Source organism: Nonomuraea sediminis, from assembly GCF_018531495.1.
GTDB lineage: Bacteria > Actinomycetota > Actinomycetes > Streptosporangiales > Streptosporangiaceae > Nonomuraea > Nonomuraea sediminis.
In genome coordinates, this window is the sequence record NZ_JAHDTI010000010.1 from 411195 (window position 1) to 435324 (window position 24130).

Consider the following 24130-nt stretch of genomic DNA (forward strand, 5'->3'; position numbering starts at 1 on the left):
GTACAGTTACGCAACTCGCTGGAGGGCGCGCTCGCGGCGGGCGGCCACCACGGATCCCGACTCGCGCCTGGCCATCCTGCGCAGCACGATCGGCGCCAGGGCCAGCCCGAGCACCGCCCAGGCGCCCAGCACGGCGGCCGTCTCCAGGTGCCGCCACGACTGTCCGATCTCCACGGCCACCGCGGCGTCGGGCAGCATCGCCGAGCGCGTGCCCAGGCCGAGCCAGTAGAACGGGAACGCCTGGGCGACGGCCTGCAGCCACTGCGGCAGCGCGGTGACCGGGTAGAAGATCCCCGAGATCGCGATCAGGCCGAGGATCGGCAGCTGGAGCAGCCCCTGGCTGCGCACGCTGGTGAACGCCGATCCCAGCACCGCGCCCAGCGGCAGGCTCGCGACCAGCCCCAGGACCAGCACCCAGCCCAGCCCCACGACGTCGAAGCGGAGCCCGTCGATGAGGAACGTGCCGGGGACCAGGAAGATCGCCAGGTCGGCCAGGACGCTCCCGGCCACCAGGACGACCTTGCCGACGAGGTAGGCGCGCATGCCGCCCGGGGTGGCCTTGGCCCGCAGCAGCGTGCCGTCCTCGCGGTCGGCGGTCAGGTACTGGCTCATGCTCACCATGCCCATGGCGGCGTTCAGCCCCAGGATGCCGGGCAGCGCCAGCGTGCCGAGCGGCAGGCCCGTGGCGCGGAAGCCGGCGTTGCGCAGGAAGTAGACGGCGGCCAGTGTCAGCGCCGGCCACATCAGATGGTTCAGTATGTCGCCCACGTTGGTGAACGACTGCCTCAGTTCGATCAGGCCTCGCGACAAGCCCGCCCTCATGCCTTCCGTCCTTCCTTCTCGGCCTGGCTGACCAGCGCCAGGTAGGTCTGCTCCAGTGAGGCCCGCTGGACCTCCAGGTCCCGGACCCGCTCGCCGTACTGGGCGAACAGGTCGCGGACGAAGGCGGTCGAGTCCCGCGTCGACTCGGCATGGCGCCGCCCGCCGAGCGTCCAGCGCACCTCGTCCTGCCCGGCGATCTGGCGGGCCAGCTCGGCGGCCGTGCCGTCGGCGATGATGCGGCCGCCGTCGAGGATGACGATGCGGTCGGCCAGCTTCTCGGCCTCGTCCAGGTCGTGCGTGGTCAGCAGGATCGTGGTGTCCAGGCTCCGCACGACGTCGTGGAAGTCGTTGCGCGCCACGGGGTCGAAGGCGGCGGTCGGCTCGTCCAGGAACAGCACCTCGGGCCGTCCCACGATCCCGATGGCCACGTCGAGCCGTCTGCGCTGCCCGCCGGACAGGGTCCTGATCTTCTTCCCGGCGTGCTCGGTGAGCCCGACCGCGTCGATCAGCCGGTCGGGGTCCCACGGGTCGGGGTAGTACCGCGCCTGATGGGCCAGCAGCTCGCGCACGCGCCACTTGCCGTGGTCGCGCCACGACTGCAGCACGATCCCCAGCCTGGCCCGCCACCGCTCGTCGCCCCTGGCCGGGTCCGTGCCCAGCACAGTGATACGGCCGGCCGAGCGCATGCGGAAGCCCTCCATGATCTCGATCGTGGTGGTCTTCCCCGCGCCGTTCGGGCCCAGCAGGGCCAGGACCTCGCCATGGCGGGCCCGGAAGGTCACATCGCGCAGGACGTCGGTGGAGCCGTAGCGCATGCGCAGGCCCGCGACGTCCAGCGCGACTTGGTCACTCGCCATCACTTCGCCTTTCTCGGGTGTCGTACGTCGGGGACGGGGAGCCGGGCATGCCCGAGACCCACCTCCACCGCCTCCGCCGTTTCAAGGGCAGGACTCATCGAGACCGCACCCTCTCGGGCGGGCCTGGTTGGGGTTGGGGTTGCTTTGTTCGACCGGGGCTTCCGGCCGAGGCCGCTGACCGGAGTTGCCGACCGGGGGTACGCGTCATCAGGCGGCAACGCGTTGGGGTTCAGGTTCGCGACACCCGCCGCCGCATGAGCACGAGGCCCGCCCACCGGTACGGCAGGGCGTTCCGACCGCGCGCGACAGGCGGCAGAGGACGCACGTCGGTACGAGCGCGTGAAGCCTTGGCCCCACTTGCCTAACGGCGGGCCACTCTCCGGCGCCGGGTCGGCGAGGAGGTGTACGGCGGCTCTCGGCGCACGTGGGCGGCGGGTAAGGCGGGCATCGTGCCCGGGAGCGGGCGAGACGTTACGGTCGTCACCACGTCCGGCTGCCTGGCGTTGGACGCACGAGCAGCGAGGCCCGCCGTCGAATGCCCCGCCCCCATCCCGTGCGCTGGCCGGGTTGAAACGCGTGGGTGGTCGAGTTGTGAGGCCGCGAGGGGCCTGGACTGGAGAGCTGGGGTGTGGGGCTAGTCGGTGGGGTTTGTGAGGGTTTGGTGGACTTCGGCGAGAAGGGCGGTGCGGTCGATGCCGGCCAGAGCCAGGGCTCGGGGTACCGTGCCCACCTCGGCCTGCAGGATGCCGAGAAGCAGGTGGCCCGAGCGCAGGTCTCGCTTGCGGGGGACCGAAGCGAAGCCGCGCTCCAGAGCGAGCTTGGCCGAGGCGCCCATGTCCGGGTCGCGGGTGAGGTCGGGGGTGGCGGGAGGCAGGTCGAAGGCGGCCCGCGACACCCCGGCAGCGCCCAGGCTGTGGTCGAACTCGCGCTCCAGCGCGTCCCTGATGGCCCGCTCGTCCAGCCCGGCCCCTGCCAGAACCCGGTGGGCCGCGCTCCCGGAGTTGGCGGCGATCGCCAGCAGCAGGTGCTGCGCCTCGACCGTCGCCGAGCCCTCCTTCTGCGCCTCGACCCCCGCGTGGACGATGATCGTGTGTAGATACTTGTCGAACGCGCTCACTGTCGTCTCCTCAGCGTGACGCCCGCGGCGATGAGCCGCTTGGCGTGCTTCTTGTGCACTGCCTGGCGCGTGACGCCGAGCGCCTCGGCGACCTGCGGCCAGCTCCATCCCGCACGCATCGCCTGCTCGACGGCGGCGTCCTCCAGCTGGTCGGCCAGCCGCCGCAACGCCACCACAGCCGCCAGCCCGTCACCGGGCTCCTGCGACGCGGAATTCTCAACCTCGGGCATACAAGCAACCATAGTTGACTACACTTCGGTTAGTCAACTCAAGTTGCTAGCCCGTACGGCAGGCCTGAGGGAAGACAGCCACGCCGCGGATTCGTGGCGGCGCGCAACCCCGTGGCGCCGGAGGAGCGTCTCCCTGGACAGAGGCCCGCCGAAGTGCGGCGACTGGCGGTCCCCCGGCTTGCCGTACAGGGAGCAGCATGGAGAAAGGGCCGTGCGGGAGAGGATCCCGCACGGCCCTTCCAAAGAAGCGACTACAGGTACTGGCCGGTGTTGGCGACCGTGTCGATGGAGCGGCCCGCTTCTGTGCCCTGCTTGCCGGAGACCAGCGTGCGGATGTACACGATCCGCTCGCCCTTCTTGCCGGAGATGCGGGCCCAGTCGTCGGGGTTGGTGGTGTTGGGCAGGTCCTCGTTCTCGGAGAACTCGTCGACGCAGGCCGTCAGCAGGTGCTGCACGCGCAGACCCTTCTGCCCGCTTTCGAGGAACTGCTTGATGGCCATCTTCTTGCCCCGGTCGACGATGTTCTGGATCATCGCGCCGGAGTTGAAGTCCTTGAAGTACAGGACTTCCTTGTCGCCGTTGGCGTAGGTCACCTCGAGGAAGCGGTTCTCCTCGCTCTCGGTGTACATACGCTCCACGACCGACTGGATCATGCCGTGGATGGTGGCCGCGCGGGAGTCGCCGTGCTCGGACAGGTCGTCCGGGTGCAGCGGGAGCTCGGTGATGAGGTACTTGGAGAAGATGTCCTTGGCCGCCTCGGCGTCCGGCCGCTCGATCTTGATCTTGACGTCCAGACGGCCGGGCCGCAGGATCGCCGGGTCGATCATGTCCTCGCGGTTGGAGGCGCCGATGACGATGACGTTCTCCAGGCCCTCGACACCGTCGATCTCCGACAGCAGCTGGGGCACGATGGTGTTCTCGACGTCGGACGACACGCCTGATCCTCGGGTGCGGAAGATCGAGTCCATCTCGTCGAAGAACACGATCACCGGGGTGCCCTCGGAGGCCTTCTCGCGCGCCCGCTGGAAGACCAGCCGGATGTGCCGCTCGGTCTCACCGACGTACTTGTTGAGCAGCTCCGGGCCCTTGATGTTGAGGAAGAAGCTCTTGCCTTCCTGGCCGGTACGCTCGGCGACCTGCTTGGCCAGCGAGTTGGCGACGGCCTTGGCGATGAGCGTCTTGCCGCAACCGGGAGGCCCGTAGAGCAGCACGCCCTTGGGGGGACGGAGCTTGTGCTCGCGGAAGAGGTCGGCGTGCAGGTAGGGCAGCTCGATGGCGTCCCTGATCTGCTCGATCTGCCGGCTGAGGCCGCCGATCTCCTCGTAGGAGATGTCCGGCACCTCCTCCAGCACCAGCTCTTCCACCTCGGACTTGGGGATGCGCTCGTAGACGTAGCCGGAGCGCGGCTCCAGCAGCAGCGAGTCGCCCGCTCTGATGGGCTGGCCGACGAGCGATTCGGCCAGACGGACGATGCGTTCCTCGTCCGCGTGCGAGATGACGAGGGCGCGGTGGCCGTCCTCCAGCATCTCCTTGAGCATCACGATCTCGCCGACGGTCTCGTAGCCGAGCGCTTCGACCACGTTGAGCGCCTCGTTCAGCATGACCTCCTGGCCACGCCTGAGCGAGTCGACGTCGACGGCGGGGCTGACGTTCACCCGCAGCTTGCGGCCGCCGGTGAACACCTCGATCGTGCCGTCTTCTCTGGCCTCGAGGAAGGTGCCGAACCCGGACGGCGGCTGCGCCAACCGGTCGACCTCCTCCTTGAGGGCGACGATCTGGTCCCTGGCCTCCTTGAGTGTTGCCACCAGGCGCTCGTTCTGGCCTGTCACGGCCGCGAGATTCGCCTGTGCCTCGTGGAGACGTTCTTCGAGGACCCTGGCCTGACGGGGTGACTCGGCCAGCTTCCGCCTCAGCGCGGTGATCTCCTCTTGGAGGAAGGAGACCTGTGTTGTGAGATCAGCGACCTCCCGTTCGCGCTGCGCGGCTCGAGCCTCAGCATCATCGCGAGCTGCCACGCCCCGTCACCTCCTTCCCAGTCGAGGGCGACTACTAAGGACCTTACCTATCTCGGGCCCCTCCGTAACCTGGCCGGGCAGTGTTCGTAGAGTGACAATCAGTACTCGGCGAATAATCCCTAATAGTGCGTTTAATACATGCAGCATAGGAACACGGCGATCTGTTCCCGTGTCACGCACCAACGCACCCTCGTGGCCAAATTGTCATAGTTCTTCCGTGGTCCCCTTCGGTCGTCGGCGGCGCGGCGGCGCCGTCACGCCGTCGGCCATGCGCCTGGCGGTGACGAGGAACCCCGTGTGCCCGATCATCCGATGGTCGGGCCGTACGGCGAGCTGTTCGACATGCCAGTCGCGAAGGAGGGTCTCCCACGCGTGGGGCTCGGTGAAACTCCCGTGATCGCGGATCGTCTCGACCGTCTTGGACAGCTGGGTGGTCGTGGCCACGTAACAGCAGATCACGCCGCCGGGCGTCAGGGCCTTGGCGGCGGCGTCCACGCACTCCCACGGGGCGAGCATGTCCAGGATGACGCGGTCGACGTCGATCTCGTCGATGGCCTCCACCAGGTCGCCGACGACCAGGCGCCAGCTGTCGGTCTCGCCGCCGAAGAACTTCTCCACGTTCTTGCGCGCGATGTCGGCGAAGTCCTCGCGCCGCTCGTAGGAGGTGACGTGCCCCTCGGGCCCCACGGCGCGCAGCAGGAAGCAGGTCAGCGCGCCGGACCCGACGCCGGCCTCGATGACGCGGGCGCCGGGGAAGATGTCGGCCATGCCGACGATCATCGAGGCGTCCTTGGGGTAGACCACGGCGGCGCCGCGCGGCATGGCCAGGGTGTAGTCCTGCAGCAGGTGGCGGAAGGCCAGGTACTGGGTGCCGCCGGAGGAACGCACCACGGAGCCCTCAGGCAGCCCGATCAGGTCGCTGTGCGGGATGGCGCCCTTGTGCGTGTGGTAGACGCCGTCCTGCTTGAGCGTGATCGTGTGGCGCTTGTTCTTGGGGTCGGTGAGCTGCACCTGATCCCCCACCTGAAACGGCCCATGCCTGCGGAAACCCATGGCGGCAAGGTTATAGGCTTTCGGACGCACCCTTACGCGCGATATCTATGGGGGATGCTCCCGCGCCAAGTGATCTCCGCCGGCCCGCTCGTGCTGCGCCCGCCCTCCGCCGAGGACGTCGACGCGATCGTGCGGACCTGCAACGACCCCCTGACGCAGCGTTTCCTGCCCTTGCTGCCCTCCCCGTACGGCAGGCAGGACGCCGAGGCGTACCTGAAGAGCGCACCGGACCAGTGCGCGGAGTTCGCGATCACCCGCGACGGCGCCTACGTGGGCGCGATCGGCCTGCGGGCCCCCGACCCGCACGGTTCCGCGGAGATGGGTTACCTGGTCGCGCCGTGGGCGCGGGGCCGCGACGTGGCGGGCACGGCCGCGAGGGCGGTGGCCGAGTGGGCGCTCGACCAAGGCTTGCAGCGGGTCGAGCTCCAGGCTGAGGTGGAGAACGTGGCCAGCCTCCGGGTGGCCTACAAGGCGGGTTTCAGCGAGGAAGGCCGCAGGCGCGACGCCAAGGTGCTGCGCGACGGTCGCCGCGCCGACGTGGTGACCTTCGGCCGCGTGCACCGCGACTCCGGCGAGCCGGCCGAGCAGTATCTGCCGCTCTTCCCCGGCGGCGAGCTGAGCGACGGCGTGGTCCGGCTGACGCCGATCGCCATCGAGGACGCTGCCGACTATCACCGGATGATGCGTGAGCCGAGCGTGGCCGCCTACTCCGTGGGCCTGGAAGGGACGCTGGAGGACGACGAGCGCCGCATGCGCAGCACCGGCTACTGGTGGGTGTCGGGCCAGCGGGTCGAGCTGGCGGTCAGGGACGCCGCGTCCGGCGCCTTCGCCGGGCACCTGCAGCTGGCGCAGGTGGCGCCGATGTTCGGGCAGGCGATGGTGGGCTACTCGCTGGTCCCGGAGTTCCGCGGCCGCGGCTTCATGACGCGGGCGGTGAACCTGCTGGTGGAGTGGGCCTTCGCCAACACCGCGCTGCGCAGGATCGTGGCCGGCACCGACCCGTCGAACCTCGCGTCGCACAAGGTGCTGACGCGGGCGGGCTTCAGCCGGGAGGGTGTGCAGCGCGAGTTCTTCCCCGCTCAGGACGGTACGTATGCCGACGACGTGGAATGGCTCCGCCTTCGTCCCAAGAACGTGTGAAAAATCCGAATTTCCGGTTGGGGTCTGGTCAAGCGAGGTCGCCCGGGTGATACTCCGAGTCACCGTCCATGCGCGCTCTCGCATCGAGGATCCCCCATGCCTCCAGCCAGGATCGAGTTCATCGCGGCCTTGCCCCGCCTGGACAGCGCCGAGCTGATGGCGGACCTGGCCGCCTTCGCGGCGGCCGTGCTGGCCGTGGACTACGCCGGGTTCGTCAGGGCCGATCCGCTACGGGAGGCCGCCCGCCCTGTGTACGTGCTGGCGCCGCCGGGCGATCCGCTGCGGGTGCGCCCGTGGCTGGCCGAGTCGGGGGTGCTCAAGGAGCTGGCGCTGTCCGCGGATCCGGTACGGCTGCCGCGCGACCCGTCCGTCGGCGAGCCGGGGTTCCTGGCGGCGCCGATCCCGATGGCCACGCTCGACCACGGCTTCCTGTGGGCGGCCGGGCGCGGCTTCCGCGAGCGGGACGAGCACCTGCTCGGCAGGCTGGCGGCCGCGGCGGGGCGGGCGCTCGAGGCGGCCTGCGAGCTGGAGGCGGCCGCGCGGATGCTGCGCGGGGTGCAGGCCTTCAGCGGTCGCTGAGCGCCTGCCTGATCAGCGTGTCGACCTGGCGCAGTACCAGCTCCACGTCCACGTCGCCGCGCAGGTCCAGCTCGGTCACGCGGGGACCGACGCGGAACTTGAGCGTGACGTCGCCGCCGCGCATCCGCAGCCACAGCTCCACCGTCCGCGACAGCGCGGCCCGCTGCCCGTCGGACTCGACGGCCACCACCAGCGCCGGGTCGGCGCCCATCCGGCCGGGCGCGGGCGCCCGCTGCTCCAGCCTGACCCTGCCGCGCAGCGCGTCGACGTCGCGCAGCCACTCCTCCAGGGAGTGCAGCAGGTCCGGGTCGCCTTCCAGGCTCACGTCGGGCACGGGCGTCCTCACTTCACGATGGCGGCGGTCCTGGCCGAGGTCAGCCGGATCAGGTCGGCGGGGGCCAGCTCGAGCTCCAGGCCGTGCCTGCCGCTGGCGACGTAGACGCTCTCCTGTCCGGCCGCGGCGCTCTCCATGACTGACGGCAGGTATGGCAGGGCCAGCGGGCTGAGCACGTCGGCGGCCACGGCGTCGCCGAAGCGGGCCACGTCTGCGCGTTCGGCGAGCCTGGCCTGCCTGGCGCCGAACGCCGCCGCCAGCGCGTGCTCGTCGACGCGGCCCTCGATGGGGGCGATGGCCTGGACGGCGTGCTCGCCGAGATAGAGGATCACGGCCTTCAGCATGCGGGGGGCGGGGACGCCGAGCGCCTCGGCGACCGCGCCGCGGGATTTGGTGTGGGCCGGATCGTGGGAATACGGATGGGCGACGAACGGGGTCCCAGTTCTGCGGAGGAGCCTCGTGGCGGCCGTTTCCACCGCCACGCTTTTCTGCAGGTTTTTCGCCGGTTTTGCCCGCCGTACCTCAAAATCCCGATATTTCGGGGAAAAGACGTAAAGGTAATCAATGAGGGCTTCTGCGAGTTCGACAGCGTCGGCGGCCTCGCCTCTGCCGGGGGTGTGGCCGCCCAGGTGGGCGGCGGCGTTGCCGAGCTCGCGCAGTTCCTCGGCCCAGTTCAGCAGCCAGCCGTCGATCACGCCGCGCCCGCGCAGTTCGCGCAGGGCGTGGAAGAGCGTGCGGCCGGTGACCCCGTGCTCGGCGCAGACCGCCTCGAGCAGGCGCCTGACGTGCACGACGGCCGCCGCGGGCGAGCCTGCGCGCAGGCACGTCCTGGCGTGCAGGAGTTCCTCGCGGATCGCGGGCGGCACGTCCTGGCCGATCTCGCGGCCGGGGCTCGGCCACAGCACACGGGCGGGCCTGGCGGGCAGGTCCTCAGGGTCGACGTCCGGCACGGGCTCGCCCGGCAGCAGCAGGAGCACCTGGCGGCAGTTCTGGCAGACGGCCAGCGAATAAGGACGTAATTCGGGTGGAAGGAATGACTTGTGCGGGCCGTCCGGTTCACGCGCCAGCGTGCGACGATCGCATCCCGGGCAATCGACGTCGAATTTCGCCCCCCACCGCGCCACAGAACGGAAGATATTCGATCACATTGGCAGCATCAAGGGCGTAACCTCCGATTATGAGGTCCTGGCCGTTCGCCGGTCGCAAGCAGGAGCTGGAGCATCTCGTACGGCTGGCGCGCGACCCCACCGCGCAGGGCGTGCTCATCGCGGGCCCCGCCGGGGTGGGCAAGAGCCGGCTTTCCGGGCAGGTGCTCGGCGCGTTCCGCCCGGAGAAGGTCCGGGTGCTGCCGATCCGGGCGACCAAGGCGGCCAGCGCCATCCCCAACGGCGCCTTGGCCGACCTGATCCCCCACGTCCAGCCTCCGCACCTGGTCAACACGCTGCGCTGGGCGGGCGAGGAACTGCTGCGGCACGCCCAGGGCAGGGTGCTCGTGCTGGCCGTGGACGACGCGCACCTGCTCGACGGCCACTCGGCCGAGGTGATTGCCGCGCTGGTGCGGTCCGGGCAGGCCAGGCTGGTGGCCACGGTCAGGACCGGGGAGGCCGCGCCGGACTCGGTGACCGGGCTGTGGCGCGACGGGCATGTGCGGCGCTTCGACGTGGAGCCGCTGAGCGAGGGCGACCTGGCGGCCGTGCTCACCGCCGCGCTCGGCGGGCCGCCCGACGACGCGACCGTCAAGCGGCTGGCCGAGATCACCGAGGGCAACGCGCTGTTCCTGGTCGAGGCGGTGGCGGCGGCGCGCGCCGCTGGAGCGCTCCACCCCATCCAGGGCGTGTGGAAGCTGACCGGCGACCCGCCGATGGCGCCGCGGCTGGCCGACCTGATCCACGAGCGGATCGGGGCGCTGTCGGTGGAGCTGAAGGCGGCGCTGGAGTATGTGTCGTTCGCCGAGCCGATCGGGGTGCGGCCCCTGTCAGAGCTCTGCTCCGAGGAGGTGGTGCTCGAGGCCGAGGAACGCGGGCTGGTCAGGGTGAGCGTCGAGGGGCGGCGCGAGGTCGTGCGGCTCGGGCACCCGCTGTACGGGGAGGTGTCGCGGGAACGATGCCCGCCGCTGCGGCGGCGCCGCCGCCACGCCGACCTCGTGGCGGCGCTGGAGCCGACCGGGCTGCGGCGCGGGGAGGACCTGCTGCGGATCACGGTGTGGCGACTGGCCGCGGGCCTCGGCGCGGCCCCAGAACCGCTGCTGGCGGCCTGCCGGCTGGCGTGGGCGGCACACGACTACCCGACGGCGATCCGGCTCGGTCAGGCCGCTCTGGACGCGGGCGGGGGCACCTCCGCCGCCATCCAGCTGGCGACCGTCCTGGACTACGCGCAGCAGCCGGACCGGGCGCGGGCCGTGCTTGACGCCACGCCCGAGCCCGCCGACGAGCCAACCCGGGCACGGCTCGTCCTGGCGCGGGCCAGCAACCTGGCCTGGGGCGTGGACCGCCTCGGCGACGCCCTCGACCTGCTCGCCACGTCCGAGCCGTCGCTCACCTCGCCCGCGCTGCGCGCCGAGCTCGCGGTCCGCCGCCTGTCACTGACGGCTTCCGCCGCCCGCCCAGCAGCGGCCCTCGACCTCAGCGACATGCTCCTCTCCCCTCCCTCCTCCCCCGCCAGGCCCGCCGCCGCCCTCGACCTCAGCGAGACTCTCCTCTCCCCTGCTAACCGCGCAACGTCGTCGGACCATGGCGCGGGCGGCGGGCGGCCGGGGGCGGGGTCGCGGGCTCAGGTGCTGAGTTCGCGGGCGCTGGCGCTCTGCTACGCCGGCCGTACCGGCGAGGCGGTCGAGCTGGTGCGGGAGGCGCTGGACGGGGCGGCGGGCTGGCGCGACGAGATCCCGGCGCTGGTGTCGCCGCTGCACTCGACGTGGGCGATGTGCGGCTACTTCGCCGGCGAGCTGGACGTGGCCGACGAGGCGATCGCCTCCATGCGGGCCGAGCTGGCCGGGCAGCGCGGCTGGTCGCGCGGCGAGGGCAGCCTGGCGCTGTCACGCGGGCACGCGGCCACGCTCCGCGGCGAGCTGGGCGCCGCGCTGCTGATCCTGCACGCGCCCGCCAACCACGAGACGGCGCTGACCGTGGGCGGGTGCATGGGCGCCTACGCCCTGGTGCTGGCCCTGCGCGGCGAGGCGGCGGCCGCCCGGCAGAGCCTGGAGCAGGCCCTGGCCCGCAACCGTGCCACGTGGACCGGGTTCGTGCGCTGGGTGGCGCTGACCCGGGTGTGGATCGCGGCCGCGTCCGGCGAGGTGGACAGGGCGGTCGAGCTGGCGCTGGCGGCCGCGGCCGACTGCCGGGAGGCGGGGCTGGCCTCGTTCGAGTCGGTGGCGCTGCACGACGCGGTCCGGCTCGGGGCTCCGGCTTCGGCGCTGCCCCGGCTCGAGGAGCTGACCGCCGTCCAGGACGGCCCCCGGGTACGGCTGGCCGCCCGGCACGCGCGTGCCCTGGCCGGCGGGGACGCGGCGGGGCTCATGGAGGTGTCAGCCCGGTTCGAGTCCCTGGGGATGCGCTTGTTCGCCGCCGAGGCGGCCGCTCAGGCCGCGGCGCTGCTGACCGCCTCCGGGTCGGGGCGCGCGGCCCGCTCGGCCGCCACGGAGGCATGGTCGCTCGCGGGAGCCTGCCAGAGCCCTGACACGCCCGCGCTGCGCGGCCTGGCCGCCCCCACGCTCACGGGCAGGGAACTCCAGGTCGCCAAGCTCACCGCCGCCGGCCTGTCCCACCGGGAGATCGCCGACCGCCTGGGCATAGCCCTCCGCACCGCCATGAACCACCGCAACCAGGCCTACTGGAAACTCGGCGTCAACTCCCCCACCGACCTGGCCCGCGCCCTCACCCGCTTCACCTGACCCACCCCTCGTGGCGCCCAGGCACCCGCGGTCATGCTCCGGCAGGATCCCGGGTAGCCACGGGCCCGGCTTCCAGGCGCCGGGTCGGCGGGACGTGGGTCGGCGGAGGCCGGCGCCCTGTACGACGGGCCAAGGAGACCGCGGTGCCCGCCTACCGAAGCGCCGGGTCGGCGGGACCTGGGTCGGCGGAGGCCGGCGCCTTGTACGGCGGGCGACCCGGGACCGTGGTGCCCGCATGACACATCGCCGTAGCGGCGGGAAAGCGGCCCCGACTCGCCGGAAGCGCCGGTCACGGGCCCTCAGCCGCAAGTACGGCGGGCGGCCGGGAGCGGCGGCCCGCCGTACAGACGCAACACATACGGCGGGCCAGGACAGACCTGACCCGCCGTACAAACCAGAGAGGATGAACTATCCCCTGTGGCCCTCGAAGCGCATCGTGCGGGAGACGCCGACGCGGACCGTGGTGCCCGGGGCGATGGTGACGTCCTCGTTGGGCGGGATGTCGTAGAAGTTCGGGTCACCGGGCGGCTGGATCTGGGTGCCGTTGACCGAGCCGAGGTCGACCAGGTTGACGTCCCAGCCGTTGAGCCGCACCCGCAGGTGGCGGCGCGACACCGAGCCGTCGGGGCTGGTCACCTTGGCCGGGCGGGCCGAGCCGTCGGCGACCTCGGGCGCGCGCTCCGGGTCGCGGCCGAGCAGGTAGTCGGCCTCCAGCGGCAGCGCCATGCCGTCGTCGAGGATGAGCACGCCCAGCGAGGGCCGCGGCCCCCGGTAGGGCACGAGCGTGCGCTGCACGAGGGCGATGCCGCAGACGGCGCAGTAGGGCGCGCGCGGGTCGTTGAAGTGGTCGTTCTTGCAGTCGACCCCGTAGACCAGGGGGCGGTCGCCCTGCTGCTCCTGCTCGATCGAGGGCGGCCCGGGCTGCTCGAAGTGCTCCTGCGGGCCCATCGGCCCCTGATCGGGCGGCCCCATCGGGGGCTGGTCGAAGTGCTGCTCCATCGGCGGCTGCTGCGCGGGCTCGAACTGCTCGGGCACCGTGCCTGCCGCGGGCGGGTCGTCGTAGGAGGGGAAGTGGCCCGGCTGCGGGGGCAGCGGCGGCGGCTCCTGGGGCGGCAGGAACGGCGGGTGGTCCTGCGGGATCGGCGGCTGCGGCCCCGACGGCGGCCCGGCGACGAAGTCCTGCGAGGGCGGACCCGCGATGAAGTCCTGCGAGGGCGGACCTGCGGCGAAGTCCTGCGAGGGCGGGCCCGCGGCGAAGTCCTGCGGCGGGGGTCCCTGCACGCTGATCGGCGGCTCGGGCATCGGGTACGGCGGCGGGCTCGGCTGGATCAGCTCGGGATCCTGGAAGCGGGCCGTGTTGGGCATGTCCATCGTGGCAGGGCGCGAGGGGGCGGGACCCGCGTCGGACAGGTCGCAGACGATGCCGCCGCCCGGCACCACACCGCCGTCGAGGCGCACCGCAGGGTGCGGCTCGCCCGCGTCGGGCAGGCTCAGGCGCACGCTGTGCACCGGCCCGCTGATCAGGCGGTCGGCCCACGTCATGGAGTCGCTGCCGGCCAGCCGCGTCTCGCCCTCGTCGGTGCTGACCGACGCCGCCGCCGACCCGCTCACCAGTACGGCGAAGCCGCTGCCCACCGGTCCCGCCACGGCGCACGTGACGGGGTCGTCGGCCATGTTCGCGGCGAGCACCTGGGCGGCCCTGCGGGCCAGTACCCTGCCGTCGCCGCCGGAGGCCGCGGTCTCGCGCAGTGCCTCGAGCAGGTCAGTGCCGGCGGCCTCCGTCTCGTCGCACACCAGCAGCAGCCCGCCCGTGTGGGCGACCAGCCCCTTCCCCGGAAGCGGACGCACCACCCCGAAGCCCTGGTCCGTCACTGAACTCTCCTCCCCGGAAGCCGGCGATGTCACGGCGCCACCAGCCATACGCATACCCAGACGGCGGCGGGCTGTCGCCCGTTCACCGTCTCGATTCGATGAACCGTTGGATCACGCCCTAATTGTGGCAAGCGTGACTAAACCGAACACTATCGGTCAGCCCACGGATCCTCGAATCGCCGTAACCAGCCGATCACTCGATACGACACTAGCCGGGGCCGGTCCCTTAGACGAGTGGGACAATTCAGACGCCGCTGAAAACCCGGTTCACGTCGGCCGTGGCCAGCACGCCGTAGATCTCGCCGCTGCGCTCGACGAGCAGGTACTCCGCTGACGGGGTCTCGCGCATCGCGTCGATGAGCGGCTCGCCCGCCAGCTCGGCCGACAGCACCATCGCGGGTTCGAGCGACTTGGCCAGCGAGCCGACGTTCACCCAGGGGCGGCGGTGCTCGGGCGTGGCCTGGACGGAGGCCTCGTTGACGATGGCAACGGGACGGCTCTCGTGGTCGACCACGACCAGGGCGCCCGCCCCGCGCTCCGTCGCCTGTCGCAGCGCCTCCGACAGCGGCGTCTCCGACGTGACGGGGATCGCCCTGCGGGCCAGGGAGCGCGCCTGCACCTGCGGGATGCGCGCCCTGATGCGCGCCACGCGCAGCGACTGGCTGGCGCCGAGCCAGATGAAGGAGGCTAGGATCAGCGGCCAGACCAGGTCGGTGAACTCGGCGTTGCGCCCGCTGGCCATCGTCATCGCCAGCGGCACCACGACCAGCGCCACCGCCAGCGCCCTGCCCACCCACGCGGCCGCCACGGTGCCGGCGCTCGGGCTGCGGGTCAGCTTCCACACCCCGGCGCGCAGCATCCGCCCGCCGTCCAGCGGCAGCCCCGGCAGGATGTTGAACACGCCGACGATGAGGTTGGACACCCACAGCTGCTTCACGAGCACCTCGGGAATGCCGCCGCCGTTGACGACCAGGAGGTCGGCCAGCCCGCCCACCCCCGCCAGCGCCAGGCTCAGCGCGGGGCCCGCGGCGGCCACCATGAACTCCTTGCCCGGGGTCGGCGGCTCCTTCTCGATCTCGGACACGCCGCCGAGCAGGTAGAGGGTGATGCGGCGCACCGGCAGGCCGTACCACTTGGCGAGCACGCTGTGCGCCAGCTCGTGCAGCAGCACCGACACGTACAGCAGCACCGCGAAGACGAACGCGATGGCGTAGACGGCCGTCACGTCGAGATCGGGCAGCATGCCACGCCACTGCTCGCCGAAGCTCCATGTGATGAGTGCCGCCACGATGAACCATGTCCACGACACGTAGACCGGGATGCCGAAGGGCTTGCCCATTCGGAAGCCGGAGAATTCCTGCCGCGGATCCTGCTCGCTCACACTGCTCCTGACGTCGCCTCTGCCTTGATGCTACGCGCCCGATCACATGATCCTGGTTTCGTGCCCCCTATTCTGTCGGGCTCTTGACCTAGAGTGCGGTGCATGACGTTGACCGAGCCCGAGATCATCGGAGCCCTCTCCCCCTCCCGGGCGGGCGACTTCATGACCTGTCCGCTGCTCTACCGCTTCCGGGTGATCGACCAGCTGCCGGAGAAGCCCTCCCAGGCGGCCGTGCGGGGCACGGTGGTGCACGCGGTGCTCGAGCGGCTCTACGACCTGCCGGCGCCGCGCCGCTCGGTCGAGGCGGCCATCGAGCTGCTGGAGCCGCAGTGGCAGCGGCTGCTGGGCGAGGAGCCGGCCTTCGGCGAGATGTTCGCCGACGCCGAGGAGCAGGCCGCGTGGCTGGCGCAGGCGCGCGACATGCTGCGCCGCTACTTCACCCTGGAGGACCCGACCCGGCTCGAGCCCGCCGAGCGCGAGCTCTACGTCGAGGCCGTTCTCGACAGCGGCCTGCTGCTGCGCGGCTACGTCGACCGGCTCGACGTGGCGCCCACCGGCGAGGTCCGCGTGGTCGACTACAAGACGGGCAGCGCGCCAGGGCCCGACTTCGAGGCCAAGGCGCTGTTCCAGATGAAGTTCTACGCGCTGGTGCTGTGGCGCCTGCGCGGCGAGGTGCCCCGGCTGCTGCAGCTGGTCTACCTGGGCGGCGGCGGCGAGGTGCTGCGTTACGCCCCCGACGAGGTCGACCTGCGCGCCACGGAACGCAAGGTGCAGGCCCTGTGGGCGGCCATCCAGCGCGCTCTGGAGACGGGCGAGTGGCGCGCCCGCCCCTCCCGCCTGTGCGACTGGTGCGACCACCAGTCCCTCTGCCCCGAATTCGGCGGCACCCCACCCCCGGTCCCCGACCGCCAACCCGGCGACACCGTCCGCACCCGCCGCTCCGCCACCGACGAACTCTAACCCCCTCCCCAGCACGGCCGCCCCCACCTCCACCCACCCCACTACCCCACCCGACCGGCACCCCAGGCACCAGCCTCCACAGCAGGACCGTGGCACGCACACTCCGGCGCCGCGTCGGTGGGAAGGAGTGCGGCGAAGTCGGCGCCAGATGCGGCGAGCAAGGTGGGACGCGGACGGCAAGCCAGGCGAAATCACGGGCGGGAGGCCAGGTGGGTCCCGAACCGCGTGGACCTCAGCAGGCGCACTCCGACACGTCCAGGACCCAGGCGCCGCGGCCCGGTGCGCCCCGCAGGCGCCCTCCCCGGCGCCGCGTCGGCGAGACGGTGTACGGCGAAGTCTGCGCCGCATGCACACGGCGAGCAGCACAAGCCCAGGCAACCTCCACAGCAGAACCGCGGCACGCACACTCCAGCGCCGCGTCGGCGAGAAGTAGTGCGGCGAAGTCGGCGCCGGGTGCGGCGAGCGAGGTGGGGCGCGGACGGCGGGGCCGGGGGGGAGGCACGGGCGGTGAGCAAGGGGGGCCGAGGTAGGTGGGGTCCGGAGGGCGTTGCGGCGGGGTGGGGGCACCGACTCGCCGGGAGCGCCGGAAGCGGGCCGTCGGCCGAAGTGCGGCGGGCGGCCGGTGGCGGTGGCCTGCCGTACGGGAGCATCGGGCAGCGCGTAGTACGACGGTGGGACCGCGGGGAAAGATCGTTGGGGAGAGGGGGATTCCTCCCGTGGGAGGAGGCTTGGGGCTCTTACCTGGTCTTACAGTGGGGCCGTGCGCATCGACCGGGCCCTGGTGAACGACGCGGCCCTGGCTGTGGTCGCGGCGGCGGTGTGCGTGGTGATGTTCGTGTACTCGCAAACGGCGCAGCTCAAGGCTCCCGACGTGTTCGGCGGGGTGCTGGTCGTGCTGGGGTGTGCGCCGGTGGCGGTGCGGAGGCGGTGGCCGCTGGCCGCGTTCTGCGCGGGGCTGGTGCCCGAGTCGCTGCTGGCCGTGATGGGGTACGGCTCGGGCCAGGTGGGCTTGGGCGGGTTGATCCTGGTCTATTCGGTGGCCGCCTACCGGGGGCTGGCGGTGGCGCTGGGCGCGCTGCTGCTGACCATGGTGGCCTACGCGGCGGGCGCCAGTTTCGGCGAGGCGCTGGAGAGCCCGAGCAAGCATCTGGTCGTGCTGCTGCTGGTGGTGGCCGTCTGGGGCGCGGGACGCAGCTTCCGGCTGCGTCGCGCCTACCTGGACGAGCTGAAGGACAGGGCCGCGCGGCTCGAGCGGGCGCACGCCGCTGACACGCGGGCGGCGCGGGCCGAGGAACGGTCCCGGATCGCGCGCGAGTTGCACGACGTGGTCGCCCACCACGTGAGCGTGATGACCGTGCAGGCCGCGGCGGCGCGCAAGGTGCTGGCCTCGGATCCGGACCTGGCGCGGGAGGCGCTGTCGGCGATCGAGCAGACCGGCCGGATGGCGATGACCGAGATGCGCAACATCGTGGGCGTGCTGCGTACCGACTCCCCCGCCGAGCTGGGCCCCCAGCCGGGCATGCTGGACCTGCCCAGGCTGGTCGAGCAGATGCGGGAGGCGGGCCTGCCCACCCGCCTGGAGATCGAGGGCGAGCCCAGCCCGATCCCGGCCGGTGTCGACCTGGCCGCCTACCGCCTCATCCAGGAGGGCCTGACCAACAGCCTGCGGCACGCCGGTCCCGGCGCCAAGGCTGTGGTGACCGTACGGCATGCCGTACGGGAGCTGGACGTGCGGGTTGAGGACGACGGCCCGGGAACCGCTACCCTGTCCGGGCGGCAAGGTCACGGTTTGGTGGGCATCCGCGAGCGGGTCGCACTCTATGGTGGAGTCCTGAGCATCGGCCCGCGATCAGGGGGCGGTTTCGAGGTGCGGGCGAGGTTCCCGTTGAAGGACGGACAATGACGATCAGAGTGCTGCTGGTGGACGACCAGCCGCTGCTGCGTACCGGTTTCCGACTGATCCTCGAGGCCGAGACCGACATCACGGTGGTGGGCCAGGCGGGCGACGGCAAGGACGCGCAGGAGCAGACGCGGGCGCTGCTGCCCGACGTGGTGCTGATGGACATCCGCATGCCGGGCGTCGACGGCATCGAGGCGACCCGCAGGATCGTGCGGGAGGCCGCCTCGGGGGCGCACGTGCCGAAGGTGCTGGTGCTGACCACGTTCGACCTGGACGAGTACATCGTGGAGGCGCTGCGCTCGGGCGCGTCCGGGTTCCTGCTGAAGGACGTGCCGCCGGACGAGCTGGTGCAGGCCATCCGGGTGGTGGCGGCCGGCGACGCGATCGTGGCGCCGTCGGTGACGCGGCGGCTGCTCGACCGGTTCGCGACGCGGCTGCCGTCGGCGTACGAGCAGGCCACGCCGGCGCGGCTCGACCGGCTGACGGAGCGGGAGCTCGAGGTGCTCCGCCTGATCGCCAAGGGCATGTCCAACGCCGAGATCGCCGCCAAGCTCGTGGTCAGCGAGACCACGGTCAAGACGCACGTCGGCAACGTCCTGACCAAACTCGGCCTCCGCGACCGCGTCCAGGCGGTCGTCCTCGCCTACGAAACCGGTCTGATCACCCCAGGCGCCCTTTCCTGACATCCCGAGCCCGGCATCGCCGCGCACCCCTCGGGGTGTACGGCGACGCCGACGCCTGTGTGCGGCAAGCTGCGCCTTTCCAAGCGGGGTGTACGGCGAGCCGCGCTCTCGCGCGCCGGGGTCGGCGAGGAGGTGTACGGCGGTCGTCCGGCACCCGGTACGGCGGGCCAGGGGGACCGTGGTGCCCGCATACCGAAGCGCCGTGGCGGCGAGCAACAGTCACCGACTCGCCGGACGCGCCGGACGCGGGCCCTCAGCCGAAGTACGGCGGGCGGCCGTAAGGGCGGCCTCGCCGTACAAGATCACCGCGAACATCGGGACCGAAGCCGAAGTACGGCGAGCGGCCTCGCCGTACCGGAGAAATCATGCAGAAGCAGCGACGGCCTTCGCCGCGTCCGGAGCGTTCTCCGGGAAGTGGCAGGCGACCCGGTGGCCGCTGGCGAGCTCCTCGAGCGGCGGCTCGACGGTCTTGCAGATCTCCTGGGCCTTCCAGCAGCGGGTGTGGAAGCGGCAGGCGGGCGGCGGGTTGAGCGGGCTGGGCACGTCGCCGGTGAGGCGGATGCGCTCGCGGCCCTCGCGGCGCGCCTTGGGGTCGGGGATCGGCACCGCCGACATCAGGGCGTTGGTGTAAGGGTGCATGGGCGAGCTGTAGAGCCGCTTGCGGTCGGCGATCTCGACGATCTTGCCGAGGTACATGACCGCGACCCGGTCGCTGATGTGGCGGACCACGGACAGGTCGTGGGCGATCACCACGTAGGTGAGGTCCAGCTCGTTCTGCAGGTCTTCGAGAAGGTTGACCACCTGCGCCTGGATCGACACGTCAAGCGCGGACACCGGCTCGTCGGCGATGATCAGCTTGGGCTTGAGCGCGAGCGTCCGGGCGATGCCGATGCGCTGCCGCTGGCCGCCGGAGAACTCGTGCGGGTAGCGGTTGTAGTGCTCGGGGTTGAGGCCCACCAGCCCCAGGATGTCCTGCACAGCCTTCTTGATGCCATGCTCGGTCTGCACGCCCTGGATGCGGAACGGGGCGCCGACGATGGTGCCGACGGTGTGCCGGGGGTTCAGCGACGAGTAGGGATCCTGGAAGATCATCTGCATGTCGCGGCGGAGCGGGCGCAGCCGGCCCTGGCTCATGTGGGTGATGTCCTGGCCCTCGAAGATCACCTTGCCGGCGGTCGGCTCGAGCAGGCGGGTCACCAGACGGCCGGTGGTCGACTTGCCGCAGCCGGACTCGCCCACCAGGCCCAGGGTCTCGCCCTTGAAGACGTCGAAGCTGATCCCGTCGACCGCCTTGACGGCGCCGACCTGCCTTTTGAGCAGGCCCTTGGTCACCGGGAAGTGCTTCTCCATGTTCTGCACGGAAAGAAGCGGCTCGTTCTCGCTAGTCACTGCGTCTCCAGCACTGGCTTGATCTCGGTCTCCCACAGCCTGTGCCGCTCCTGACGGCTCAGGTGGCAGCGCACCAGGTGGCCGCCCTCGGTCTCGAGCAGGGCGGGCACCTCGGACTTCGACCTGCCCTCGGTCTGGTCGGAGTACGGGCAGCGGGGGTGGAAGGCACAGCCCTTGGGCACGTTGATCAGCGAAGGCGGCGAGCCCTTGATGGGCAGCAGCCGTTCGGTGGGCTCGCGGTCGAGGCGGGGCATCGATCCCAGTAGACCCCAGGTGTAGGGGTGCTCGGGACGGTAGAAGATGTCGTCGGTCGTGCCGTATTCGACGCACTTGCCGCCATACATCACCAGGATGTCATCGGACAGTTCGGCGACGACGCCCAGGTCGTGGGTGATGACGATCAGCGCGGAGTTGAACTCGCGCTGCAGGTCGCGCATGAGGTCGAGGATCTGGGCCTGCACGGTCACGTCGAGCGCGGTGGTCGGCTCGTCGGCGATGAGCAGCTCGGGGTCGCACGACAGCGCCATCGCGATCATGGCGCGCTGCCGCATGCCGCCGGAGAACTCGTGCGGGAAGGAGTCGACCCGCCGGTTCGGCTCGGGGATGCCGACCCGCTCAAGCATGTCGATGGCGTGCTTGCGCGCGACCTGCTTGGTGACCTTGTGGTGGATCCGGTAGGCCTCGATGATCTGGTCGCCGACCGAGTAGAAGGGGTGCATGGCCGACAGCGGATCCTGGAAGATCATCGACATCCGCTTGCCGCGCAGGCCGCGCACGTGCTCCTCGGTGGCGCCGACGAGTTCCTCGCCGTCGAGCCAGATCTCGCCGGAGATCTTGGCGCCGCCCCGCTTGTGCAGGCCGAGGATGCCGAGGCTGGTGACGGACTTGCCGGATCCTGACTCGCCGACGATACCGAGCGTCTTGCCGCGCTCCAGGGAGAACGACAGCCCGTCGACGGACTTGACCAGGCCGTCGTCAGTCGGGAAGTGGATCTTCAGGTCCTTGACGTCGAGAAAGGCGTTCCCGGTCACGCGAGCCTCACCCTCGGGTCCACGACCGCGTAGAGCAGGTCGACGACCAGGTTGGCCAGGATGATGAAGGTGGCCGCGACCAGCGTCACGCCCATCACCTGGGGCAGGTCGTTGTTGTTGATGGCGTCCACGGCGTACTTGCCGATGCCGGGCAGCGAGAACGTGCTCTCGGTCAGTACGGCGCCGCCGAGCAGGAGGCCGAGGTCGAGGCCGAACATCGTCAGCACGGGCGTGAGCGTGGCACGCAACCCGTGCTTGATCACTACGGTCCGCTCGTTGAGGCCCTTGGCCCTGGCGGTGCGGATGTAGTCCTCTGACATGGTTTCCAGCATGCCCGCTCTGGTGAGGCGGGCGTAACCGGCCGCGTACAGGAACGCCAGCGTGATCCAGGGCATCAGCATGATGCCCATCCAGGTGACCGGGTCGGCGCCTTCGAGTTCGGAGACGTCGGGCACCAGGCCGAGCTGGTCACGGAAGATCGCCAGCGAGACGATGCCGGTGAAGAAGATGGGCAGCGACACGCCGGCCAGGGCGATGCCCATGGAGAAGCGGTCGAAGAAGCTGCCTCGCCGCAGCGCCGACAGCACGCCGGTCGCCACGCCGAAGATCACCCAGATCACCGCCGCGCCCAGTGCCAGCCCGAGTGTGGTGGGCAGGCGGTCGAGCAGGTCCGGCAGGACCGGGTTCTGATTGACGTAGGAGAAGCCCAGGCAGGGCGCGGGGCAGTGCTCCACGCCCGGCCCGTAGTTCCGGTCGACGCCGGTGAAGATGCCCTTCACGAAACGCCCGTACTGGACGACGAGCGGGTCGTTGAAGCCCAGCCTGATCGCGGTGTCATGGATGACCTGCGCGTTGGCCGCCTTGCCCACGTACCGGGAGGCCAGGTCGTCTGACGACATGCCCGCCAATCGCGGTACCAGGAAGAAGATGGCGAACGTCGCGATGCTCACCACGAACAGCAGCATGACGGCCGCTATCAACCGTCTGATGATGTATGTGACCACTGATCTCGGCCTTGACGGCCGGGCCTTGTGAGCCCGGCCGTCGAGCCTTCACCTGCTTTCGACGTACGAACCGGCGTTCTTACTGGGTACCGAGGGTGAGGAACTCGTACATGCCCCAGTTCTGGCTGACGAAGATGTTCTTCACTGTCGGCGGCCGGTAGAACAGGCCGTGCGCCCAGACGTAGGGCAGGATGAACGCGTCGTCCATGACCTTCGCGTCGATCGCCGCCCAGGTGTCGTTGCGCTTGGTCTCGTCCAGCTCGGCAGCCGCCTGGTCGACGAGCTTGTCGATCTCGGGGTCCTTGACGCCGAGGTTGGTGTTACCAGCGGCGCGGATGACCCGGCTGTCGACGATCTGCTGGAAGAAGCCGAAGCTCTCCGGCCAGTCGGCGCCCCAGCCGTAGACCATCAGGCCCAGGCCGTTCTTCTTGGCGAAGTCGGGCTTGCCGGCGTACAGCTTGAAGTAGTCACCCTGCGGGAAGCCCTTGAGCTCCAGCTTGATGCCCACGCGGCCGAGCGACTGCTGCAGCGCCTCGGCGGTCTGCTTCTCGGCGGAACGCTCGTTGCGGAAGGAGATCACGGTGCTGAAGCCTTCGGGCTTGCCGCAGGCCTGCAGTTCCTTCTTGGCGTTCTCGACGTCGCCGGTCGGCTGCGCCTTGACGTTGTAGGGGTCGATCGGCTTGTAGCCCGGCAGCATCGGCGGCATCAGGCTGGTCGCGATGTCGCCACCGGCCTCGGGGCCACCGTAGACACCCTGGATGGCCGACTTGTCCGCAGCGAACAGCACGGCCTTGCGGCAGTGGATGTTGTCGAACGGCGGCACATCACTGTTGAGGTTGGTGAACCAGGTACGGGCGATCGGCGCGGAGTCGGCGTACTGCTTGCGCTTCGGGTCCGTCAGGACCGTCTTGCGGGCGTTGGCCGCCACACCGGTGCTGTTGACCTTGATGTCGATCTTACCGGACAGCAGACGCTGGTCCAGGTCGTCCTCGTTCTGGCCGAGGAGAACCTCGATCGAGTCGTTGAGCTGCTTGCGGTTGGGGTCGGTCGCGGCGTCCCACTGGGGGTTCTTGACCAGCTCGATCCGCTTGCCCAGCTCGTGCGCCTTGAACATGTACGGGCCGGTGGCGACAGGGTGCTCCTTGTACTTCGCGCCCGTGTCCTTGGCCTCCGGCACCGGGGCCGTCTGCGGCAGCATCGCCAGGTAGTCGAAACCACCGAACGGCTTCTTCAGGTGGAAGACGATCGTGTTGTCGTCGGGGGTCTCGATGCCCTTCCAGCTGTCCAGCTTGCCCTTCATCTTGTAAGGGCCGGTGTAGCCGTCGGTCTCGAGCATGTCACCGAAGTACGTGGGGCCGTTGGGCAGGATGTCCTTGTCCAACGCCCGGGCCACGCCGTACTTCACGTCCTTGGAGGTCACCGGGGTGCCGTCCTCGAACTTGATGCCCTGACGCAGCTTGTAGGTCCAGGTCTTACCGCCGTCGGAGGCCTTGCCGACATCCTCGGCCAGGTCACCGACGAGCTGCAGGCCGTCCTTGCCGGGGACCGGCTTGAACATCGTCAGCGCCCGGGTGTAGAAGCGGGCGAAGTTCCAGGCGTAGCCGTAGTACATGTCGCCCGGGTCGACCGAGTCGAAGTCACCGGGCATGCCCATGTGCAGGGTGCCGCCCGTCTTTTCTGACGGGTTGACGACCTGCTCCACACCGGCATTGAACTGGCTCGTGGGCTCCTTGCCGCCACCACCCGTGCTCTTGTTGCCGCCGCCACCGCCACACGCGGAGACGACCAGGGCGAGAGCGGCGGTCACTGCGACCGCGGACGCCGTGGATCTCATCTTCATTGACCTAGCACACCCCTTGAATGTAGGAGTACAGAAC

The 24130-nt window shown here is 70.7% G+C and carries 20 protein-coding genes; 6 read left to right on the top strand and 14 right to left on the bottom strand.

What is annotated here, in order from left to right; genetic code table 11:
- Positions 1-6 precede the first annotated feature (6 nt).
- From KIK09_RS36580 to KIK09_RS36605, 6 genes are all read right to left on the bottom strand, one after another.
- Positions 7-822, bottom strand: coding sequence for an ABC transporter permease (locus KIK09_RS36580; RefSeq protein ID WP_214324017.1), 816 nt, complete (start codon positions 820-822; stop codon positions 7-9).
- Positions 819-1679, bottom strand: coding sequence for an ABC transporter ATP-binding protein (locus tag KIK09_RS36585; RefSeq protein ID WP_214324018.1), 861 nt, complete (start codon positions 1677-1679; stop codon positions 819-821). The genes KIK09_RS36580 and KIK09_RS36585 overlap by 4 nt, the downstream gene beginning before the upstream one ends.
- Before the next feature lie 634 nt (positions 1680-2313).
- The gene (locus KIK09_RS36590) at positions 2314-2796 is read right to left on the bottom strand and encodes a Clp protease N-terminal domain-containing protein (RefSeq protein WP_214324019.1); all 483 of its coding nucleotides are present in this window, start codon (positions 2794-2796) and stop codon (positions 2314-2316) included.
- Positions 2793-3026 (bottom strand): hypothetical protein, encoded by a 234-nt coding sequence (locus KIK09_RS36595; RefSeq protein ID WP_308164519.1) that lies wholly within the window; start codon positions 3024-3026, stop codon positions 2793-2795. Before KIK09_RS36595 ends, KIK09_RS36590 begins: the two co-directional genes overlap by 4 nt.
- A 251-nt stretch (positions 3027-3277) precedes the next feature.
- Positions 3278-5041, bottom strand: a complete 1764-nt coding sequence (arc, locus tag KIK09_RS36600) for a proteasome ATPase (protein ID WP_214324021.1) — start codon at positions 5039-5041, stop codon at positions 3278-3280.
- Positions 5042-5245: 204 nt separating this feature from the next.
- The gene (locus KIK09_RS36605; protein WP_214324022.1) at positions 5246-6094 is read right to left on the bottom strand and encodes a tRNA (adenine-N1)-methyltransferase; all 849 of its coding nucleotides are present in this window, start codon (positions 6092-6094) and stop codon (positions 5246-5248) included.
- A 54-nt stretch (positions 6095-6148) separates the two neighbouring features.
- Here KIK09_RS36605 and KIK09_RS36610 point away from each other — a divergent pair, with 54 nt between their 5' ends.
- Together KIK09_RS36610 and KIK09_RS36615 are read left to right on the top strand one after the other, a co-directional pair.
- A complete protein-coding gene (locus KIK09_RS36610) occupies positions 6149-7234 on the top strand; it encodes a GNAT family N-acetyltransferase (protein WP_214324023.1) in 1086 nt (361 codons plus the stop codon).
- Between the two features lie 96 nt (positions 7235-7330).
- On the top strand, positions 7331-7813 hold the full coding sequence (locus tag KIK09_RS36615; RefSeq protein ID WP_214324024.1) for a hypothetical protein: 483 nt from the start codon (positions 7331-7333) through the stop codon (positions 7811-7813).
- Here KIK09_RS36615 and KIK09_RS36620 read toward each other — a convergent pair.
- Positions 7800-8159, bottom strand: coding sequence for an effector-associated constant component EACC1 (locus tag KIK09_RS36620; protein ID WP_214324025.1), 360 nt, complete (start codon positions 8157-8159; stop codon positions 7800-7802). The two genes, KIK09_RS36615 and KIK09_RS36620, sit on opposite strands and share 14 nt — an antisense overlap.
- Entirely contained in the window at positions 8156-9124 is a 969-nt protein-coding gene (locus tag KIK09_RS36625) for a DUF4145 domain-containing protein (protein ID WP_214324026.1), read from the bottom strand. The genes KIK09_RS36620 and KIK09_RS36625 overlap by 4 nt, the downstream gene beginning before the upstream one ends.
- Positions 9125-9324: 200 nt before the next feature.
- Here KIK09_RS36625 and KIK09_RS36630 point away from each other — a divergent pair, with 200 nt between their 5' ends.
- Positions 9325-12033 (top strand): helix-turn-helix transcriptional regulator, encoded by a 2709-nt coding sequence (locus KIK09_RS36630; RefSeq protein ID WP_214324027.1) that lies wholly within the window; start codon positions 9325-9327, stop codon positions 12031-12033.
- 408 nt (positions 12034-12441) lie between these two features.
- Here KIK09_RS36630 and KIK09_RS36635 read toward each other — a convergent pair whose 3' ends face one another.
- Together KIK09_RS36635 and KIK09_RS36640 are read right to left on the bottom strand one after the other, a co-directional pair.
- Positions 12442-13905, bottom strand: coding sequence for an FHA domain-containing protein (locus tag KIK09_RS36635; RefSeq protein ID WP_214324028.1), 1464 nt, complete (start codon positions 13903-13905; stop codon positions 12442-12444).
- A 244-nt stretch (positions 13906-14149) separates the two neighbouring features.
- A complete protein-coding gene (locus tag KIK09_RS36640; protein ID WP_308164520.1) occupies positions 14150-15286 on the bottom strand; it encodes a site-2 protease family protein in 1137 nt (378 codons plus the stop codon).
- A gap of 102 nt (positions 15287-15388) precedes the next feature.
- On the opposite strand from KIK09_RS36640, the gene KIK09_RS36645 reads away from it, so the two are divergent.
- From KIK09_RS36645 to KIK09_RS36655, 3 genes are all read left to right on the top strand, one after another.
- Positions 15389-16246, top strand: coding sequence for a RecB family exonuclease (locus tag KIK09_RS36645; RefSeq protein ID WP_214324029.1), 858 nt, complete (start codon positions 15389-15391; stop codon positions 16244-16246).
- Between the two features lie 760 nt (positions 16247-17006).
- Entirely contained in the window at positions 17007-18149 is a 1143-nt protein-coding gene (locus tag KIK09_RS36650; protein WP_308164521.1) for a sensor histidine kinase, read from the top strand.
- Complete coding sequence (locus KIK09_RS36655) at positions 18146-18829, top strand: response regulator (protein ID WP_214324030.1); 684 nt, start codon at positions 18146-18148, stop codon at positions 18827-18829. Before KIK09_RS36650 ends, KIK09_RS36655 begins: the two co-directional genes overlap by 4 nt.
- A 363-nt stretch (positions 18830-19192) precedes the next feature.
- Here KIK09_RS36655 and KIK09_RS36660 read toward each other — a convergent pair whose 3' ends face one another.
- The 4 genes from KIK09_RS36660 to KIK09_RS36675 form a co-directional block, all read right to left on the bottom strand.
- Entirely contained in the window at positions 19193-20218 is a 1026-nt protein-coding gene (locus tag KIK09_RS36660) for an ABC transporter ATP-binding protein (protein WP_214324031.1), read from the bottom strand.
- A complete protein-coding gene (locus KIK09_RS36665) occupies positions 20215-21249 on the bottom strand; it encodes an ABC transporter ATP-binding protein (protein WP_214324032.1) in 1035 nt (344 codons plus the stop codon). The genes KIK09_RS36660 and KIK09_RS36665 overlap by 4 nt, the downstream gene beginning before the upstream one ends.
- The gene (locus KIK09_RS36670; RefSeq protein ID WP_214324033.1) at positions 21246-22253 is read right to left on the bottom strand and encodes an ABC transporter permease; all 1008 of its coding nucleotides are present in this window, start codon (positions 22251-22253) and stop codon (positions 21246-21248) included. Before KIK09_RS36670 ends, KIK09_RS36665 begins: the two co-directional genes overlap by 4 nt.
- Positions 22254-22332: 79 nt before the next feature.
- Positions 22333-24093 carry an ABC transporter substrate-binding protein gene (locus KIK09_RS36675; RefSeq protein ID WP_214324034.1) on the bottom strand — a complete coding sequence of 587 codons (1761 nt, stop codon included), beginning with the start codon at positions 24091-24093 and terminating at the stop codon, positions 22333-22335.
- Between the last annotated feature and the right edge of the window lie 37 nt (positions 24094-24130).

Bases quoted from the DNA above. Each gene is read 5' to 3' on its own strand.
- KIK09_RS36580 (WP_214324017.1), bottom strand. From the start codon at position 822: ATGAGGGCGGGCTTGTCGCGAGGCCTGATCGAACTGAGGCAGTCGTTC.
- KIK09_RS36585 (WP_214324018.1), bottom strand. From the start codon at position 1,679: ATGGCGAGTGACCAAGTCGCGCTGGACGTCGCGGGCCTGCGCATGCGC.
- KIK09_RS36595 (WP_308164519.1), bottom strand. From the start codon at position 3,026: ATGCCCGAGGTTGAGAATTCCGCGTCGCAGGAGCCCGGTGACGGGCTG.
- KIK09_RS36605 (WP_214324022.1), bottom strand. From the start codon at position 6,094: ATGGGTTTCCGCAGGCATGGGCCGTTTCAGGTGGGGGATCAGGTGCAG.
- KIK09_RS36610 (WP_214324023.1), top strand. From the start codon at position 6,149: ATGCTCCCGCGCCAAGTGATCTCCGCCGGCCCGCTCGTGCTGCGCCCG.
- KIK09_RS36615 (WP_214324024.1), top strand. From the start codon at position 7,331: ATGCCTCCAGCCAGGATCGAGTTCATCGCGGCCTTGCCCCGCCTGGAC.
- KIK09_RS36630 (WP_214324027.1), top strand. From the start codon at position 9,325: ATGAGGTCCTGGCCGTTCGCCGGTCGCAAGCAGGAGCTGGAGCATCTC.
- KIK09_RS36645 (WP_214324029.1), top strand. From the start codon at position 15,389: ATGACGTTGACCGAGCCCGAGATCATCGGAGCCCTCTCCCCCTCCCGG.
- KIK09_RS36655 (WP_214324030.1), top strand. From the start codon at position 18,146: ATGACGATCAGAGTGCTGCTGGTGGACGACCAGCCGCTGCTGCGTACC.
- KIK09_RS36675 (WP_214324034.1), bottom strand. From the start codon at position 24,093: ATGAAGATGAGATCCACGGCGTCCGCGGTCGCAGTGACCGCCGCTCTC.